This is a genomic window from Pseudomonas sp. R3-56 (assembly GCF_051132075.1).
Lineage (GTDB): Bacteria > Pseudomonadota > Gammaproteobacteria > Pseudomonadales > Pseudomonadaceae > Aquipseudomonas.
Window position 1 is genome coordinate 4942222 of sequence record NZ_CP071657.1, and the last position, 14619, is coordinate 4956840.

At 61.8% G+C, this 14619-nt stretch carries 11 protein-coding genes and 1 pseudogene; 8 read left to right on the forward strand and 4 right to left on the reverse strand.

The window, feature by feature from the left end:
- Nucleotides 1-36 precede the first annotated feature (36 nt).
- The gene (gene metR, locus J3P96_RS22520; RefSeq protein WP_053124730.1) at nucleotides 37-954 is read left to right on the forward strand and encodes a transcriptional regulator MetR; all 918 of its coding nucleotides are present in this window, start codon (nucleotides 37-39) and stop codon (nucleotides 952-954) included.
- A gap of 66 nt (nucleotides 955-1020) precedes the next feature.
- On the opposite strand, the gene J3P96_RS22525 is transcribed toward metR, so the two are convergent.
- The 4 genes from J3P96_RS22525 to J3P96_RS22540 form a co-directional block, all read right to left on the reverse strand.
- The gene (locus J3P96_RS22525) at nucleotides 1021-1518 is read right to left on the reverse strand and encodes a GNAT family N-acetyltransferase (protein ID WP_434653555.1); all 498 of its coding nucleotides are present in this window, start codon (nucleotides 1516-1518) and stop codon (nucleotides 1021-1023) included.
- Nucleotides 1515-2153, reverse strand: a complete 639-nt coding sequence (locus J3P96_RS22530; RefSeq protein ID WP_434602926.1) for a LysE family translocator — start codon at nucleotides 2151-2153, stop codon at nucleotides 1515-1517. The genes J3P96_RS22525 and J3P96_RS22530 overlap by 4 nt, the downstream gene beginning before the upstream one ends.
- Nucleotides 2154-2176: 23 nt before the next feature.
- Nucleotides 2177-2593: an NUDIX hydrolase gene (locus J3P96_RS22535; RefSeq protein ID WP_434653556.1), complete on the reverse strand. Its 417-nt coding sequence runs from the start codon at nucleotides 2591-2593 to the stop codon at nucleotides 2177-2179.
- 215 nt (nucleotides 2594-2808) lie between these two features.
- On the reverse strand, nucleotides 2809-4176 hold the full coding sequence (locus tag J3P96_RS22540; protein ID WP_434625810.1) for an HD domain-containing phosphohydrolase: 1368 nt from the start codon (nucleotides 4174-4176) through the stop codon (nucleotides 2809-2811).
- 226 nt (nucleotides 4177-4402) lie between these two features.
- On the opposite strand from J3P96_RS22540, the gene J3P96_RS22545 reads away from it, so the two are divergent.
- From J3P96_RS22545 to J3P96_RS22575, 7 genes and pseudogenes are all read left to right on the forward strand, one after another.
- Nucleotides 4403-6694, forward strand: coding sequence for a GGDEF/EAL domain-containing response regulator (locus tag J3P96_RS22545; protein ID WP_434653557.1), 2292 nt, complete (start codon nucleotides 4403-4405; stop codon nucleotides 6692-6694).
- Nucleotides 6691-8565 (forward strand): EAL domain-containing protein, encoded by a 1875-nt coding sequence (locus J3P96_RS22550; RefSeq protein ID WP_434653558.1) that lies wholly within the window; start codon nucleotides 6691-6693, stop codon nucleotides 8563-8565. Before J3P96_RS22545 ends, J3P96_RS22550 begins: the two co-directional genes overlap by 4 nt.
- A gap of 41 nt (nucleotides 8566-8606) precedes the next feature.
- On the forward strand, nucleotides 8607-9566 hold the full coding sequence (locus J3P96_RS22555; RefSeq protein ID WP_434653559.1) for a cytochrome-c peroxidase: 960 nt from the start codon (nucleotides 8607-8609) through the stop codon (nucleotides 9564-9566).
- Nucleotides 9563-11368, forward strand: coding sequence for a DAHL domain-containing protein (locus J3P96_RS22560; protein ID WP_434653560.1), 1806 nt, complete (start codon nucleotides 9563-9565; stop codon nucleotides 11366-11368). The genes J3P96_RS22555 and J3P96_RS22560 overlap by 4 nt, the downstream gene beginning before the upstream one ends.
- 590 nt (nucleotides 11369-11958) lie before the next feature.
- Nucleotides 11959-12045, forward strand: a pseudogene (locus tag J3P96_RS22565) (hypothetical protein); the annotation flags it as partial.
- Nucleotides 12046-12453: 408 nt separating this feature from the next.
- Nucleotides 12454-12771 carry a sensor histidine kinase gene (locus J3P96_RS22570; RefSeq protein ID WP_434658299.1) on the forward strand — a complete coding sequence of 106 codons (318 nt, stop codon included), beginning with the start codon at nucleotides 12454-12456 and terminating at the stop codon, nucleotides 12769-12771.
- A gap of 219 nt (nucleotides 12772-12990) precedes the next feature.
- On the forward strand, nucleotides 12991-14610 hold the full coding sequence (locus J3P96_RS22575; protein ID WP_434653561.1) for an FMN-binding glutamate synthase family protein: 1620 nt from the start codon (nucleotides 12991-12993) through the stop codon (nucleotides 14608-14610).
- Nucleotides 14611-14619: the final 9 nt, after the last annotated feature.

The window sequence follows — 14619 nt, forward strand, 5'->3', positions numbered from 1 at the left end:
GTGTTGATCACAAGTTTTACTCATGGAGCCACACCGGTGCTTGAACTCCGTCACCTGAAGACCCTGCACGCCCTGCGCGAAGCCGACAGCCTGGTGGAGGCCGCCGAGCGGCTGCACCTGACCCAGTCCGCGCTGTCCCACCAGTTCAAGGAACTGGAGGAGCGCCTGGGCATGCAGCTGTTCGTGCGCAAGACCAAACCGGTCCGGTTCACCAGCGCCGGCTTACGCCTGTTGCAACTGGCGGATGCCGCCCTGCCATTGCTGCGCAGCGCCGAGCGGGACATCGCGCGGCTGGCCGGCGGCACCGCCGGGCGTCTGCACATGGCCATCGAGTGCCACAGCTGCTTCCAATGGCTGATGCCGACCATCGACCAGTTCCGCGATGCCTGGCCGGAAGTCGAGCTGGACCTGGCCTCGGGCTTCGCCTTCGCCCCGCTGCCGGCCCTGGCCCGGGGCGACCTCGACCTGGTGGTCACTTCCGATCCGCTGGAGCTGGCGGGCATCACCTATGTGCCGCTGTTCACCTACGAGGCGATGCTCGCGGTGGCGAACCAGCATCGACTGGCGGGCAAACCGTACATCGTGCCCGAAGACCTGGTCAGCGAAACCCTGATCACCTACCCGGTGGAGCGTGATCGGCTGGACATCTTCACCCGTTTCCTGGAGCCGGCCGACATCGAACCGGCCCAGGTTCGCACCTCCGAGCTGACGGTAATGATGATGCAACTGGTTGCCAGCGGCCGGGGCGTCTGCGGCATGCCTCACTGGGCACTGCATGAATACAGCTCACGGGGCTACGTGAAGGCCAAGCGGCTGGGGGAGAAGGGTCTGTTCGCCACGCTCTACGCGGCGGTGCGCACCGACATGCTCGACGCGCCGTACATGCGCGATTTTTTGCTGACGGCCAAGGACACATCATTCTCGACACTCGACGGCGTCAGTGCCGTGCGCTGACAAGGGCCTTTGTGGCGAGGGGATTTATCCCCTCGCCACAAAGCGCAACGGTCATGGTCGCTCGGTTCAGAGTTCAAGCCACATGTGGATCTTGTCGAAATACTCATCGCCCACGCGAATCGCCATCGGTTCGAGCCCGTACAAAACGAAGCCGCTGCGCTGGTAGAGTTTGACGGCCGGGTCGTTGCCGGCGGTGACGGTCAGTTGCACCAGCCGCAGAAAGGCGTGACGACGGGCTTCGTCGAGGGCCGCCTGGACCAGTTGCTGGCCAAGCCCCCCTTGGCGATGGGTTGCGGCGACGTACATGCCGAACAGGGTCGCCTTGTGCCTGGCCTTCAACCGAGGCTCCAGGGACAGGCCGACGATACCCACCAGTTCGTCCTCCACGAATGCCCCGAGGATCACATCGAGCCGGCTGCTCAGGCGTGACTCCCACCAGTTGATGGGCAGCGTCGCCCGCTCACTGGCACTGGAGGTGAAAGCCTCTGGGTGCAACTCATAGGCCTGGAGCATCAACTCCCGATAGCCCTGGACATCAGCCACCTTCAGCCGTCGGATGTTCACGCCGAACGCCGTTGCTCAAGCATCAGTCGCAGCGCCAGTGCGCCGAGTACAAACCCCATGAAATAGCGCTGCGCCGCCAGCCAGGTCGGGTTGTGGACAAACCACGAGGCGATGCCGGCGGCGAACAGCGCGATCAGCAGGTTGACGCTGAAGCTCACGCTGATCTGAGTCAGCCCGAGGATGATGCTCTGGGTGAACAGCGAGCCGTGCTCCGGGCTGATGAACTGCGGAAACACCGAGAGGTAGAACACCGCGATCTTCGGGTTCAGGGCGCTGGTGAGAAACCCCATGGTGATCAGCTTGCGGGTCGAGTCCGCCGGCAACTGCTGGGCCTGAAAAGGCGAGCGAGCCCCCGGCTTCACCGCTTGCCAGGCCAGCCAGAGCAGATACAGCGCACCGGCCCACTTGAGGATTTCATAAGCCATCGGCACTGCCAGGAACACCGCCGTCAGCCCCGCCGCCGCGGCGAACATGTGCACGAAGAAGCCCGCCACCACGCCAAGCAAGGAGGTGACGCCGGCCTTGCGGCCCTGGCAGATCGAACGGGAAATCAGGTAAATCATGTTCGGGCCGGGCGTGAGCACCATCAACAACGCGGCGGCGGCGAAAATCAGCAGGTCCGGCAATGGAATCATGGCGTCAGTCCTTGAGTCTTGAATCAGCAGGTCGCGAGACAAGTGGCTCGATAAAACGGCAGGATCACCTCGCCTGTCAACGGCGCCAGCAACAAATCGCCGGTACCGGCCGGATCGATCCAACACACTTCCTCGATCTCGGCGGCGGGAGAAACCTGAGCATCGATGTCCAGCAAAAACACTTCGGCCTGCACGGTAAAACCCGGCTCGTTGGCGGCCGGCGCGCTGAACTGTCCAAGGTGACGAGCATGCGCCGGGTCGATCCTCAGGCCGAGTTCCTCCTCCAGCTCCCGAGCCAGGGCCTGGACCGGTTGCTCATGGGCTTCGATCTTGCCACCCGGTTGCATGAAGGCCTGGGTGCCGCGCTTGCGTACCAGCAGGGTCCGGCCGTCAGGGCCGATGAGCAGGGCGGCGGCGATACGGATAAGAGCAATGGTCATGATCAAAAAGGCCTCGGGCAGAAAATGCCGGGGCAGATTACAGGGGCAGGCGGTGGGAGCAAAGCCTGGCCTCCCCCTCCAACCCAACACAATTCCCCTGTGGGAGCGAGCCTGCTCGCGAAGACTGAGTGTCAGTCAGATTTTTTTTAACTGACAGTACGCTTTCGCGAGCAGGCTCGCTCCCAAAAGGAACCGCAGTGGTAGCTGGAGCGGTTTCACCCCAAAATCGGCTTCGGCACCGAAGGATCCGCTTCCTCCTCGGGGATCTTGACGAACACGCTGTACCGCGCCCCTTCCATCGCCTCGAAGGCGATGAGTTTTTCGATCAGCGGAGCACTCATGACCTTGCCTGCATTGAGCAACAGCATGCCGTTGTCGGCATTGAGATTGCGCGCCAGGACCATGCCGGCCGCCAGCTCGCGGGTAGTCACGACCTTCACCGTCGGGTCGGACAGGGTCACGTCTTCCAGGTATTCGCCGCAGGCCTTGATGAAGTCCTCGACCATGTTCGGGTCGTACAGCTTGCCGGCGTATTTGCGGATGTAGACCAGCGCTTCATCGCTGTTCATCTGCCGCTCCAGGATCAACCCACGCTGCAATTCGATGAAATCCACCGCCAGTTTCAACAGCCGCGAACCGAACGGAATCGCCTCGCCCTTGAGGTGATCGGGGAAACCGCTGCCGTCCCAGCGCTCCTGGTGATGGAGGATGATGCGCGCCGCGTCCTTCATCGGGTCGAGGGTCATCAGCAGCGATTCACTCTGCTTCGGATAGGCCCGGTACAGTTCCAGTTCGCTGTGGTGCAGCATGTCGGCGGGCGTGACCATCATGTTATCGGTCCAGCTCAGCTTGCCGATGTTGTAGAGGGCGGCGGCCATGGTCAGGTCGCGGTCGGTGGACTCGTCGAGAAAGTTGAGCCGGCTGTAGACCCGGATCAATTCGATGATCTGCCGGTTGGTCTGTTTGGCCTTGGGCAGGCGCAGGTTGGCGATCAGCGAGAACACTTCGGTGCCGGTCACGTAGCTGCGCTTGAGCTCTTCGTAGGCCAGGTCGAGCATGTCGGCGGTCTGCTGCAGCTCGGCGGTGCGCGACGCCACGCGTTTTTCCAGCGTGGCATTGAGGGTCTTGAGTTGCTGGTTCTGCTCGCGGTTCAACGCTTCGAGGCGCTGACGCTCGCTTTCCGAATGCTGGTGGGCCAAGGCCTGGCGCAGGGCCTGCACCAGTTCCTCGTCATTCCAGGGTTTGCTGAGGTAGCGATAGAGCTGCCCCTCGTTGATGGCCTTGGTCATCATGTCCACGTCGGCGTAGCCGGTGAGCAGGATGCGCAAGGTCGACGGGTACAGCTTGCGGATTTCCGCCAGCAGCGTGGCGCCGTCCATGTTCGGCATCCGGGCGTCGGTCATCACCAGGTCGACCGGCCGCTCCTTGAGGATTTCCAGGGCCTTCGCACCGCTGTCGGCCAGCAGGATTTCATACGGCTGGCTGCGCAAGAGCCGACGCAGGCTGTTGAGAATCGACTCTTCGTCATCCACCAGCAACACCGTCGGCTTCGCAGCAGGAACGTTCGACGATTGATCTTCCATTGGCACCCCCTCCTATTGACGATCACCGTTCTACCTTACCCCTGACAGACAGGCTAGTAGATAGCAGGCATTTAGACACAATTCGCCACCATACACCGCGCGGTTTCCTTGAGCCGACTATGCTGTACCTCATGAAGGGCCAAGTACAGGCCGAATACTCATGCCAGCGAAAGGGATATCAGATGTTCCCACGGTTCCATAGTCAGCATCTCGACGGTGCACGGCCATGAGCCTGCCGATGGATAGATCCAATCGGCGGATCCTGATCGTCGACGACACGCCAACGATTCATGAGGATTTTCGAAAGATCCTCGCCCCCCATGTGATCCCCGAAGACAGCCTGAGCAGCGCCGAAGAAGCCTTGTTCGGCGCACCGGTGGTGATCGCCGCCCAGAGTTTCGAGCTGGAGTCGGCATTCCAGGGCATGGAGGCCTTGAGCAAGGTGGAAACGGCCCTGGCCCGGGGTAAACCCTTCGCCATGGCCTTTATCGACATGCGCATGCCGCCAGGCTGGGACGGTCTTGAAACCATCGAGCGGCTGTGGCGCGTCGACCCCAAGCTGCAAGTGGCGCTGTGCACCGCTTATTCGGATTACTCCTGGGAGGACATCGCCGATCGCCTGGAATTGGGTGATCGCCTGCTGATCCTGAAGAAACCCTTCGACGCCATCGAGATCCGCCAGATGGCGAGCACCCTCACCGTCAAATGGCAGATGACCGAAGACGCGGCGCTGAAAATGGACATGCTCGAACGGGCGGTGGAGGAACGCACCCGGGAACTGGCCGACGCCAACATCATCGTGCAGAACAGCCCGACCATCCTTTATCGCCTGCGTGGCGAGCCGCCGTTCCCGTTGATGTACATTTCGCACAACATCACCAAGTTCGGCCATGTCGCGGCGCAACTGATCAGTTCGCCGGACTGGGCGCAAACCCTGATCCACCCCGACGATCAGGGCAAGGTCCAGGAGGCCATGGTCCGCGTCCTGGACCGCGACACGGCCGGGGCGTCCATCGAGTTTCGCATGCGCACCGGAGACGACACCTTTCGCTGGGTGGAGAACCGCTACATTCCAGTGCGCAATGAACAAGGCCTGCTGCTGGAAGTCGAGGGCATCATCCTCGACATCACCGAGCGCAAAGTGGCCGAGGAAAAGATCGCCCTGCTCGCCCGCACCGACGGCCTGACCGCGCTCGCCAACCGCGCCACCATGATCGAGCGCCTGCACCAGGCGTTCGCCGCCGCGCGCCGGGGGGCGGCGCCGTTTGCGATGTTCTACCTGGACCTGGACCACTTCAAGCGCATCAACGACACCCTCGGTCACCCCATCGGCGACCTGCTGTTGCAGGAAGTCGCGGCGCGCCTCAAGGGCTGTACCCGGGAAAACGACGTGGTGGCACGCCTGGGCGGCGATGAGTTCGCCATTCTGCAATTGGATGTCCATGAAGCGACGCACTGCGCGGCGCTGGCCGGAAAAATCCGTGACGCGCTGGTGGCGCCCTATTCCCTGGACGGCAACGATGTGCGCATCTCGGTGAGCATCGGCATCAGCCTGTACACGCCACAAAGCCTGAGTGCCGACAGCCTGATGGCGCAGTCCGACATGGCGCTGTACCGCTCGAAAGAGAAGGGCCGCAACCAGTATCACTTCCACAACGAAGAGATCAATCAGGAAGTCACCGACCGGGTCGCCCTGGCCAATGACCTGCGCCAGGCCATCGAGAACAACGAACTGCATTTGCATTACCTGCCGGAAGTCGACCTCGGCACCGGCAAGATCCTCGGCATGGGCGTGCAGGTGCGCTGGAACCACCCCGAACGCGGCTGGCTGGAGCCGGCGGCGTTCATGCCTGCCGCCGAGAAAACCGGGATCATCATCGGCCTCGGTCACTGGGTCCTGGACCAGGCCTGCCAGCAGATGCGCCAATGGCGCGATCAGGGCATGGCGCCGCCGGTGATCGCCATCGACCTGTCCCTGACCCAGCTCAAGACCGGCCCGGAATTGATCTACGACGTGCTGCGCACCACCGCGCGCTGGGAACTGGCGCCCTGGGACCTGCGCTTCGATGTCACCGAAGCGACCCTGGCCCAGACCAAATGGACCCACAACGACGTGCTGCCCCGCCTGTGCGAACTCGGCGTGCAGGTGGCCATCGATGATTTCGGCACCGAGTATTCCTCGTTCGATTATCTGAAGACCTACCGCGTCAACCACCTCAAGCTGGCCCAGCGATTCCTCGACAGCGCCAACGCCGATCCGGAGAACGCCACGACCCTGCGGGCGATCATCAACTTTGCCCGGGACGTCGGCATCGGCATCATTGCCGAAGGCGTCGAGACCCAGGAACAACGCACCACCCTGATGTCCAGCGGCGGCTCGATGCAGGCCCAGGGGCATTACTTCAGTACCGTGGTCGACAGCGACCAGGCGGCCGCACTGCTCAAGGCCGGCACCATCGTGCCGGTGGCGGACCACTGGACCCGGCCGGCCAGCCAGCTATCGGAGAGCAACCCATGAACCCCATGTCGGTACCTGCCAACCGGCGAATCCTGGTGGTGGACGACACGCCCGCCATCCACCAGGATTTTCGCAAGATCCTCAGCCCCAGCGCCGGCAATGACGATTCGCTGGACGACACCGAGAGCCTGCTGTTCGGCACGCCGCAGGTTAATCGGTTGCAATTTCAGATCGACTCGGCCTATCAGGGCGAGGAAGCGCTGGAACTGGTCAAGCGCGCCCAGGCCGAGGGCCAGCCGTATGCGCTGGTATTCGCCGACATGTGCATGCCGCCGGGCTGGGACGGCCTGCAAACCATCGAACAGCTGTGGAAAGCCGACCCGCGGCTGCAAATCGCCCTGTGCACCGCGTATTCGGACTATTCCTGGGAAACCATGTCCGAACGCATCGAATTCGACGACCAGTTGCTGATTCTCAAGAAACCGTTCGACACCCTGGAAATCCGCCAGATGGCCAGCGCCATGACCTGGAAATGGCAACTGGCGCAAGACGCAGCGCGGAAGATGCGCAGCCTGGAGCGCACGATCGAAGAGCGGGTCCAGGAACTGCTCAAGGTTTCTCACCTGCTGCAATACGACGTCCTCACCGAACTGCCCAACAGCATGCTGCTCGGCGACCGCCTGACCCAGGCCCTGGCCCAGTGCCGTCGGCATGACCGGCAGCTGGCGGTGATGTTCATCGGCCTCGACCGCTTCAAGCGCATCAACAATGCGCTGGGCCATCCGGTGGGCGATGAAATGCTCAAGCGGGTGGCACGCACCCTGGCCACCGTGGTGCGTGAATCCGACTCGGTGTTTCGCTACGGCTCCGATGAGTTCGTGGTGATCCTCGGCGACGTCGCCGATCCGCAATTGATCAAGGGCGTGGCGGAAAAACTGCTCGCGGCGATCAACTCTCCGCACCCCATCGACGGCCATGACCTGACGGTGACGGCAAGCCTGGGCATCAGCGTGTACCCGACCGACGGTTTCGACGCCGTGGCGCTGATCAAGAAAGCCGAAACGGCGATGCGCAACGTCAAGGAAACCGGCCCCAACGACTACCGTTTTTTCACCGAGGACATGAACCGACGGGCACGGCAGCAGCAGACCATCGAATCAGGTTTGCGCCTGGCGCTGCAACGCAAGGAATTCGTACTGCATTACCAACCCAAGCTCGATCTGACGAGCGGCGCGGTGGTCGGTGTCGAGGCACTGGTGCGCTGGAACCGGCCCGACCAGGGGCTCGTCTTTCCGTCGGATTTCATCCCGGTGGCCGAGGACAGCGGGCTGATCGTACCGCTGAGCCAGTGGGTGCTCCAGGAAGCCTGCCAACAGGCCTGTCGCTGGCAAGCCGAGGGCATGCGACCGCTGTACCTGTCGGTGAATGTCTCGGCGATCGATTTTCGCCAGCGCGGTTTCGTCGAAGGCATTGCACGCACCCTCAAGGAAACCGGCCTGGACCCGACACAGTTGGAACTGGAGATTACCGAAAGCGTGCTCATGCAGAACATCGATACCACCGTCGCCACCCTCAAGGCCATCAAGCAGCTGGGGGTACGGCTGGCCATCGATGACTTCGGCACCGGCTATTCGAGCCTGAGTTACCTGCAGAAATTTCCGGTGGACGTGTTGAAGATCGACCAGTCGTTCGTCGGCGACCTGAGCATCGACAGCAACGACGCGAAACTGGTGAGCACCATCATCAGCCTGGGCAAGAGCTTGAACCTGCACATCATTGCCGAGGGTGTGGAAACCCGCGAGCAACTGGCGTTCCTCAAGGCGCACCAGTGCGAGGAAGCCCAGGGCTATTACTTCAGCAAGGCCGTGGAGCCGCAGGCCTTTGCCCAGTGGATGGCGGCATGGGAAAAAAAACCGAATCCGTTTTCATGAGCAATTGAGTCCATAAACCGAAGTTTCAAGGAAAGCATCCCATGGCGTCACACGGACTGATTCTGGCTCTCTGCCTGCTTCTGGGATACAGCGTGACCACTCACGCAGAACCATTGGACGAACCGCTCAAACCCCTGCCCGCCGCGCCGGCCCTGGACCCCAAGCGGGTCCAGTTGGGCCAGCGGCTGTTCAACGACCCACGGCTGTCGGTCAACAACACGCTGTCCTGCGCCAGCTGCCATCGCCTGGACAAGGGCGGCGCCGATGACAAGCAGTTTTCCCTGGGCTTCGACGGCAAGCCGGTGGAGGTCAATACCCCTACCGTGTTCAACGCCAGCCTGAACTTCCATCAGTTCTGGGACGGTCGCGTCGATACCCTGGAAGAACAGGTGCACATCGTCGTGACCAGCCCCGGGGAAATGGGCAGCGACTGGAAGACGGTGGTCAAGCGCATCGCCGACGATCCGGGCTACGCCAGGGATTTTGCCGACGCCTACCCCGGCGGCGTGACCCAGCCTAACATCCAAGGCGCCCTCGCCGATTACGAGCGCACCCTGCTGACGCCGAATTCGCGCTTTGACCAATACCTGCTGGGCAACACCGACATTCTCACCCCCCGGGAAAAATTCGGTTACCAGCGCTTCAAGGAATACGGCTGCATCGCCTGCCATCAGGGCGTGAACATCGGCGGCAACATGTTTCAGAAGTTCGGCGTAATGGGCGACTACATCCAGGACCGGGGCAACCCCACCCGGGCCGACAACGGCCGCTTCAACATCACCGGCGACGAAGCCGACCGCCAGGTGTTCAAGGTGCCGAGCCTGCGCAACGTGGCCGTCACCGCGCCGTATTTCCATGGCGGCTCCGCGCCGACCCTGGAGCACGCGGTGGAAGTCATGTTCAAGTACCAGTTGGGTCGCGAACCGCTGAAAAACGATACCGAACTGATCGTCGAATTCCTCAAGACCCTCACCGGTGAATGGGAGGGCAAGCCGCTATGAACAGTCTCTCCCGCCGCCTCGGCCTGGCTTTCATCGGCGTCTTGCTGGCCTCAGTCCTGTTGTTCATGTACATCGAATCAGGCGCCCAGCAAGCGGCCTCGCACATCGAATCGCGCGACCTGATCCGCCTGCTCAAGCAGCAGGACGGGATCTGGGACAACGAAGTGCTCAAGTCGCGGATCGCCCTGAGCCACAACTACGACCCGCTGGTCTCGCCGCTCAATGAAATGACGCGCCTGTGGCAGCGCCTCGATGCCATCGAGGCGGAGCCGGGCCGCCATGCGCCCGAGCTCTGGTCGACCCAGCGCGACGAGTACCTCAAGGCACTCAAGGAAAAAACCCGCCTGGTGGAACAGTTCAAGTCCCATAACGCGGTGCTGCGCAACTCCCTGGCTTTCCTGCCCACCGCCGAAGACGATATCCAGCGCCAGTTCTCCCTGCTGTCCGATAACGACAAGCTTCGGCTGCAGAGCGCCACCATCGACACCTACGACCTGCTGCTCGCCACGCTGGAGTTCGCGCAGATCACCACCCAGGACCAGGCTGCCGAAATCCTGATGGGCCTCAACCAGCTGGATATCAACAAGGAGCGCTTGCCGGACGGGCTCGTCAGCTCCGTGGAAATCCTGCGCAGGCATATTGCGCTGATCCTGCGCGAGCAACCCTTGGTCAACCAGCTACTGCGCGACTTCGAGGCCGTCCCCCTGGCCGCCCGGCTGGACACCATCACCCATCTTTTGGAAAAGGACCAGGAAAAAGCCGCCGCCAAACATCAGCGCAACCACATCCTGTTGCTGGTATTCGCAACCTTCCTGGTGCTGATCCTGATCTGGCTGGCGGTTCGGCTGGTGCGCAGTTTCGGCGAGATCAAGCGGGTCAACAGTGCGCTGCAAACCGCCAACGACGAACTCGAACAACGGGTCGAAGAGCGCACCCGCCAGCTCAAGGACACCCAGAGCGAACTGATGGACACCGCCCGCCAGGCCGGCATGGCGGAAATCGCCACCAACGTATTGCACAACGTCGGCAACGTGCTCAACAGCGTGAACATCTCCGCCGACCTGGTCAGCCGCAAGCTGCGCAGCAGCAAGGCCCTGGGGCTGGGCAAGGCGATGAACCTGATCAACGAACACAACCACGACCTGGGGCATTTCCTCACCGAGGACGAAAAAGGCAAGCTGTTGCCCGGCTACCTCAACCAGTTGGTGGAAGCCATCGCGGTGGAACAACAAGGCCTGACCGACGAACTGGCGCAACTGAGCAAGAGCGTGGACCACATAAAGGACATCGTTTCCACGCAGCAGTCCTATGCCGGCGCCAACAGCCTGATGGAGCCCCTGGTGGTCAGCGAACTGCTCGAAGACGCCCTGCGCATGAACTCCGGAGCCCTGACCCGTCACCATGTAACGGTCATCAAGGACTACGGCGAAGTGCCGCGGATCATGGGCGACAAACACCGCTTGCTGCTGATCCTGATCAACCTGATCAGCAACGCCAAATACGCCATGGCCGGGGTTTCCAACCATGCACGGAACATGACGCTCAAGGCCACCGTCGTAGACGATGAGACCCTGCAGATCAGCGTGAAGGACGAAGGCGAAGGCATCCCGGAAGAGAACATGACACGCATCTTCGCCCACGGTTTTACTACCCGTAAGGACGGCCACGGGTTCGGCCTGCACAGTTGCGCACTGGCGGCGATTGAAATGAACGGCCACCTCACCGCACACAGCGAGGGGCCTGGTACCGGGGCAACGTTTGTATTGCAGCTGCCCCTGAAACTCGCAGAAGGTGAGCCATGAACAGCCTGAGCAACCGGCGCATCCTCTTGATTGATGACACGCCCGCCATCCACGAAGATTTCCGCAAGATCCTGACCCCGGAGGACGAAAGCGACAGCGACTTGCAGGACATGGAAAGCGCGCTGTTCGGCGAGGCCCCGAAACCCGCCGCCACCGTGTTCGAACTCGACTCGGCCTACGGTGGCCAGGAAGGCCTGGGCAAATTGCAAGGGGCGTTGGCCAAGGAGCTTCCCTATGCCCTGGCCTTCGTCGACATGCGCATGCCCGAAGGCTGGGACGGGGCCAAGACCATCGAAGAGCTGTGGAAAGTCGACCCGCAATTGCAAGTGGTGGTCTGCACCGCGTATTCGGATTATTCCTGGGACGAATTGCTCGATCGCCTGAACGGCCATGACCGCCTGCTCATACTGAAAAAGCCCTTCGACAACATCGAAGTCCAGCAGATGGCCAATACCCTGACCACCAAATGGGAAATGACTTCTCGTGCCCGTTTGAAAATGAACAAGCTCGAAGACCTGGTGGAGCAACGCACCCTGGCGTTCAAGCAGGCCAGCGAATTGCTACAGATGGAAATCGACGAACGCAAGATGCTTGAAAGCCAGCTCGTACAGTCGGAAAAGCTCGCTTCGCTGGGTCAGTTGGCGGCCGGCGTGGCCCACGAAATCAACAACCCGATCGGCTTCATTTCTTCCAATCTCGGCGCTTTGGGTGGCTATTTCAGCAAACTCGAGGAAATGCTCCAGGCCTACGGCAGCGCCGAACAGGCCATCGCCTCGCCGGAGCTGGCGATGAATTTGAAAAGCCTGCGCGAACAGGTGGAGCTGGACTTCCTGGTGGAGGACATTCCAATACTGATCAAGGAATCCAAGGACGGCATCGCTCGCGTCGGGCAGATCGTCAAGGACCTCAAGGACTTCTCCCGCGTCGACTCCAGCCAGGAATGGCAGATGGCAAATCTGCAGCAGGGCATGGATTCGACATTGAACATCGTCGCCAACGAAATCAAATACAAGGCCGACGTGGTCAAGCAATACAGCCCTCTGCCGGAAGTCGAATGCCTGCCGTCGCAGATCAACCAGGTGATCATGAACCTGATCGTCAACGCCGCCCAGGCCATCGGCCCCGAGCGCGGCACCATCACCCTGCGCAACGGGGTCGAGGGCGACAACGTCTGGATCGAAGTCGCCGACAACGGCTCGGGCATCCCACCGGAAACCCTGCAGAAAATCTTCGACCCGTTCTTCACCACCAAACCCATCGGCCAGGGCACGGGGCTCGGGCTGTCGCTGTCCTACGGCATCGTGAAAAAACACCACGGCGAGATTACGGTGCGCAGCGAAGTCGGCGTCGGGACCACCTTTCGCGTGGAGCTGCCGGTAAGGCAGATGAAATTGGCGGGGTGAGCGACCGCAGTTCTAATTTCAGCGAGATGGCTTTTGTGGCGAGGGAGCTTGCTCCCGCTGGGCTGCGCAGCAGCCCCAAATGGCCCGTCGCAGTAATCCAGTCGTTGCGTAGGATCCGGTTTTACGACTGCTGCGCAGCCGAGCGGGAGCAAGCTCCCTCGCCACGGGGTTGCATTCCACGCTAATGTCTCGCCAATCGCTCTCCCCCAAGGAACCCGCATGAGCCTATCGTTGCTGAGCCGCTACGCCTTCTTCGCCGGCTGTGTGATCTTCACCCTGGCCAGCCTGCCGTTCCTGCAACACGACTGGCTCTGGCCGATTGCGTTGTTGACCGGGCTGTTGAGCCTGCTGGGGGTGTTCGACCTGCTGCAAAGCCGTCACGCGGTACGCCGTAACTATCCGATCCTAGGCAACATCCGCTACCTGGTCGAAGGCATCCGCCCGGAGATCCGCCAGTACCTGCTCGAATCCGACAGCGATGCCCTGCCCTTTTCCCGCGCCCAGCGCTCGCTGGTGTACTCGCGGGCCAAGAACGAAAGCGCCGACAAACCGTTCGGCACCTTGATCGACGTCTACCAGACCGGCTTCGAATTCATCGGCCACTCCATGCGCCCGGCCCCGTTGAGCGACCCCAGCGGCTTCCGCGTCACGGTCGGCGGCCCGCAATGCACACAGCCGTACTCGGCGTCGGTGTTCAACATCTCGGCGATGAGCTTCGGCTCCCTGAGTGCCAACGCCATCCGGGCGTTGAACCAGGGCGCGAAGCTCGGCAATTTCGCCCATGACACCGGCGAAGGCAGCATCAGCCCTTACCACCGCGAACACGGCGGCGACCTGACCTGGGAATTGGGCAGCGGTTACTTCGGTTGCCGCACCTCCGACGGGCGTTTCGACCCGGAGCGCTTCGCAATCCAGGCGCAGAACCCGCAGGTGCGGATGATCGAAATCAAGATGAGTCAAGGCGCCAAGCCGGGCCACGGCGGGATCCTGCCCAAGCACAAGGTCACCCGGGAAATTGCCGAGACCCGGGGCATACTCATGGGCGAGGATTGTATTTCGCCGTCTTGCCACAGCGCGTTTTCCACGCCTATCGAACTGATGCAATTCATCCAGCAACTGCGCGAACTGTCCGGCGGCAAACCGGTGGGCTTCAAGTTCTGCCTGGGGCATCCGTGGGAATTCATGGGCATCGCCAAGGCCATGCTGGAAACCGGAATCCTGCCCGACTTCATCGTGGTCGACGGCAAGGAAGGCGGCACCGGCGCCGCGCCGGTGGAGTTCACCGACCACATCGGCGTGCCGCTGCGCGAAGGCCTGCTGTTTGTGCACAACACCTTGGTGGGCCTGAACCTGCGGGACAAGATCAAGCTCGGCGCCAGCGGCAAGATCGTCAGCGCCTTCGACATCGCCAGTGTCCTGGCCATCGGCGCCGACTGGGCCAACGCCGCACGCGGCTTCATGTTCGCCATCGGCTGCATCCAATCACAAAGCTGCCACACCAACAAATGCCCCACCGGCGTCGCCACCCAGGACACCCTGCGCCAGCGCGCCCTGGTCGTCCCGGACAAAGCCCAGCGGGTCTACAACTTCCACCGCAACACCCTCAAGGCCCTGGCCGAAATGCTCGCCGCCGCCGGCCTCGACCATCCTTCGCAACTGCAACCCAAGCATCTGGTGCGGCGCATGTCGGCCACCGAGATCAAGTTGTTCTCCCAACTGCATGTTTTCCTCAAACCAGGGGAGCTGCTGACTGGTGAGGTCAATGGCGAGTTCTACTCACGGATGTGGCAGTTGGCACGGGCGGACAGTTTTGAGCCTCAGGAAATAGCGGCTGCTTAGAAGCGGAAT

Excerpts from the sequence above, each read along its gene's own strand:
- J3P96_RS22530 (WP_434602926.1), bottom strand. The coding sequence starts at position 2,153 with ATGATTCCATTGCCGGACCTGCTGATTTTCGCCGCCGCCGCGTTGTTG.
- J3P96_RS22535 (WP_434653556.1), bottom strand. The coding sequence starts at position 2,593 with ATGACCATTGCTCTTATCCGTATCGCCGCCGCCCTGCTCATCGGCCCT.
- J3P96_RS22540 (WP_434625810.1), bottom strand. The coding sequence starts at position 4,176 with ATGGAAGATCAATCGTCGAACGTTCCTGCTGCGAAGCCGACGGTGTTG.
- J3P96_RS22545 (WP_434653557.1), top strand. The coding sequence starts at position 4,403 with ATGAGCCTGCCGATGGATAGATCCAATCGGCGGATCCTGATCGTCGAC.
- J3P96_RS22550 (WP_434653558.1), top strand. The coding sequence starts at position 6,691 with ATGAACCCCATGTCGGTACCTGCCAACCGGCGAATCCTGGTGGTGGAC.
- J3P96_RS22555 (WP_434653559.1), top strand. The coding sequence starts at position 8,607 with ATGGCGTCACACGGACTGATTCTGGCTCTCTGCCTGCTTCTGGGATAC.
- J3P96_RS22560 (WP_434653560.1), top strand. The coding sequence starts at position 9,563 with ATGAACAGTCTCTCCCGCCGCCTCGGCCTGGCTTTCATCGGCGTCTTG.
- J3P96_RS22570 (WP_434658299.1), top strand. The coding sequence starts at position 12,454 with ATGAACCTGATCGTCAACGCCGCCCAGGCCATCGGCCCCGAGCGCGGC.
- J3P96_RS22575 (WP_434653561.1), top strand. The coding sequence starts at position 12,991 with ATGAGCCTATCGTTGCTGAGCCGCTACGCCTTCTTCGCCGGCTGTGTG.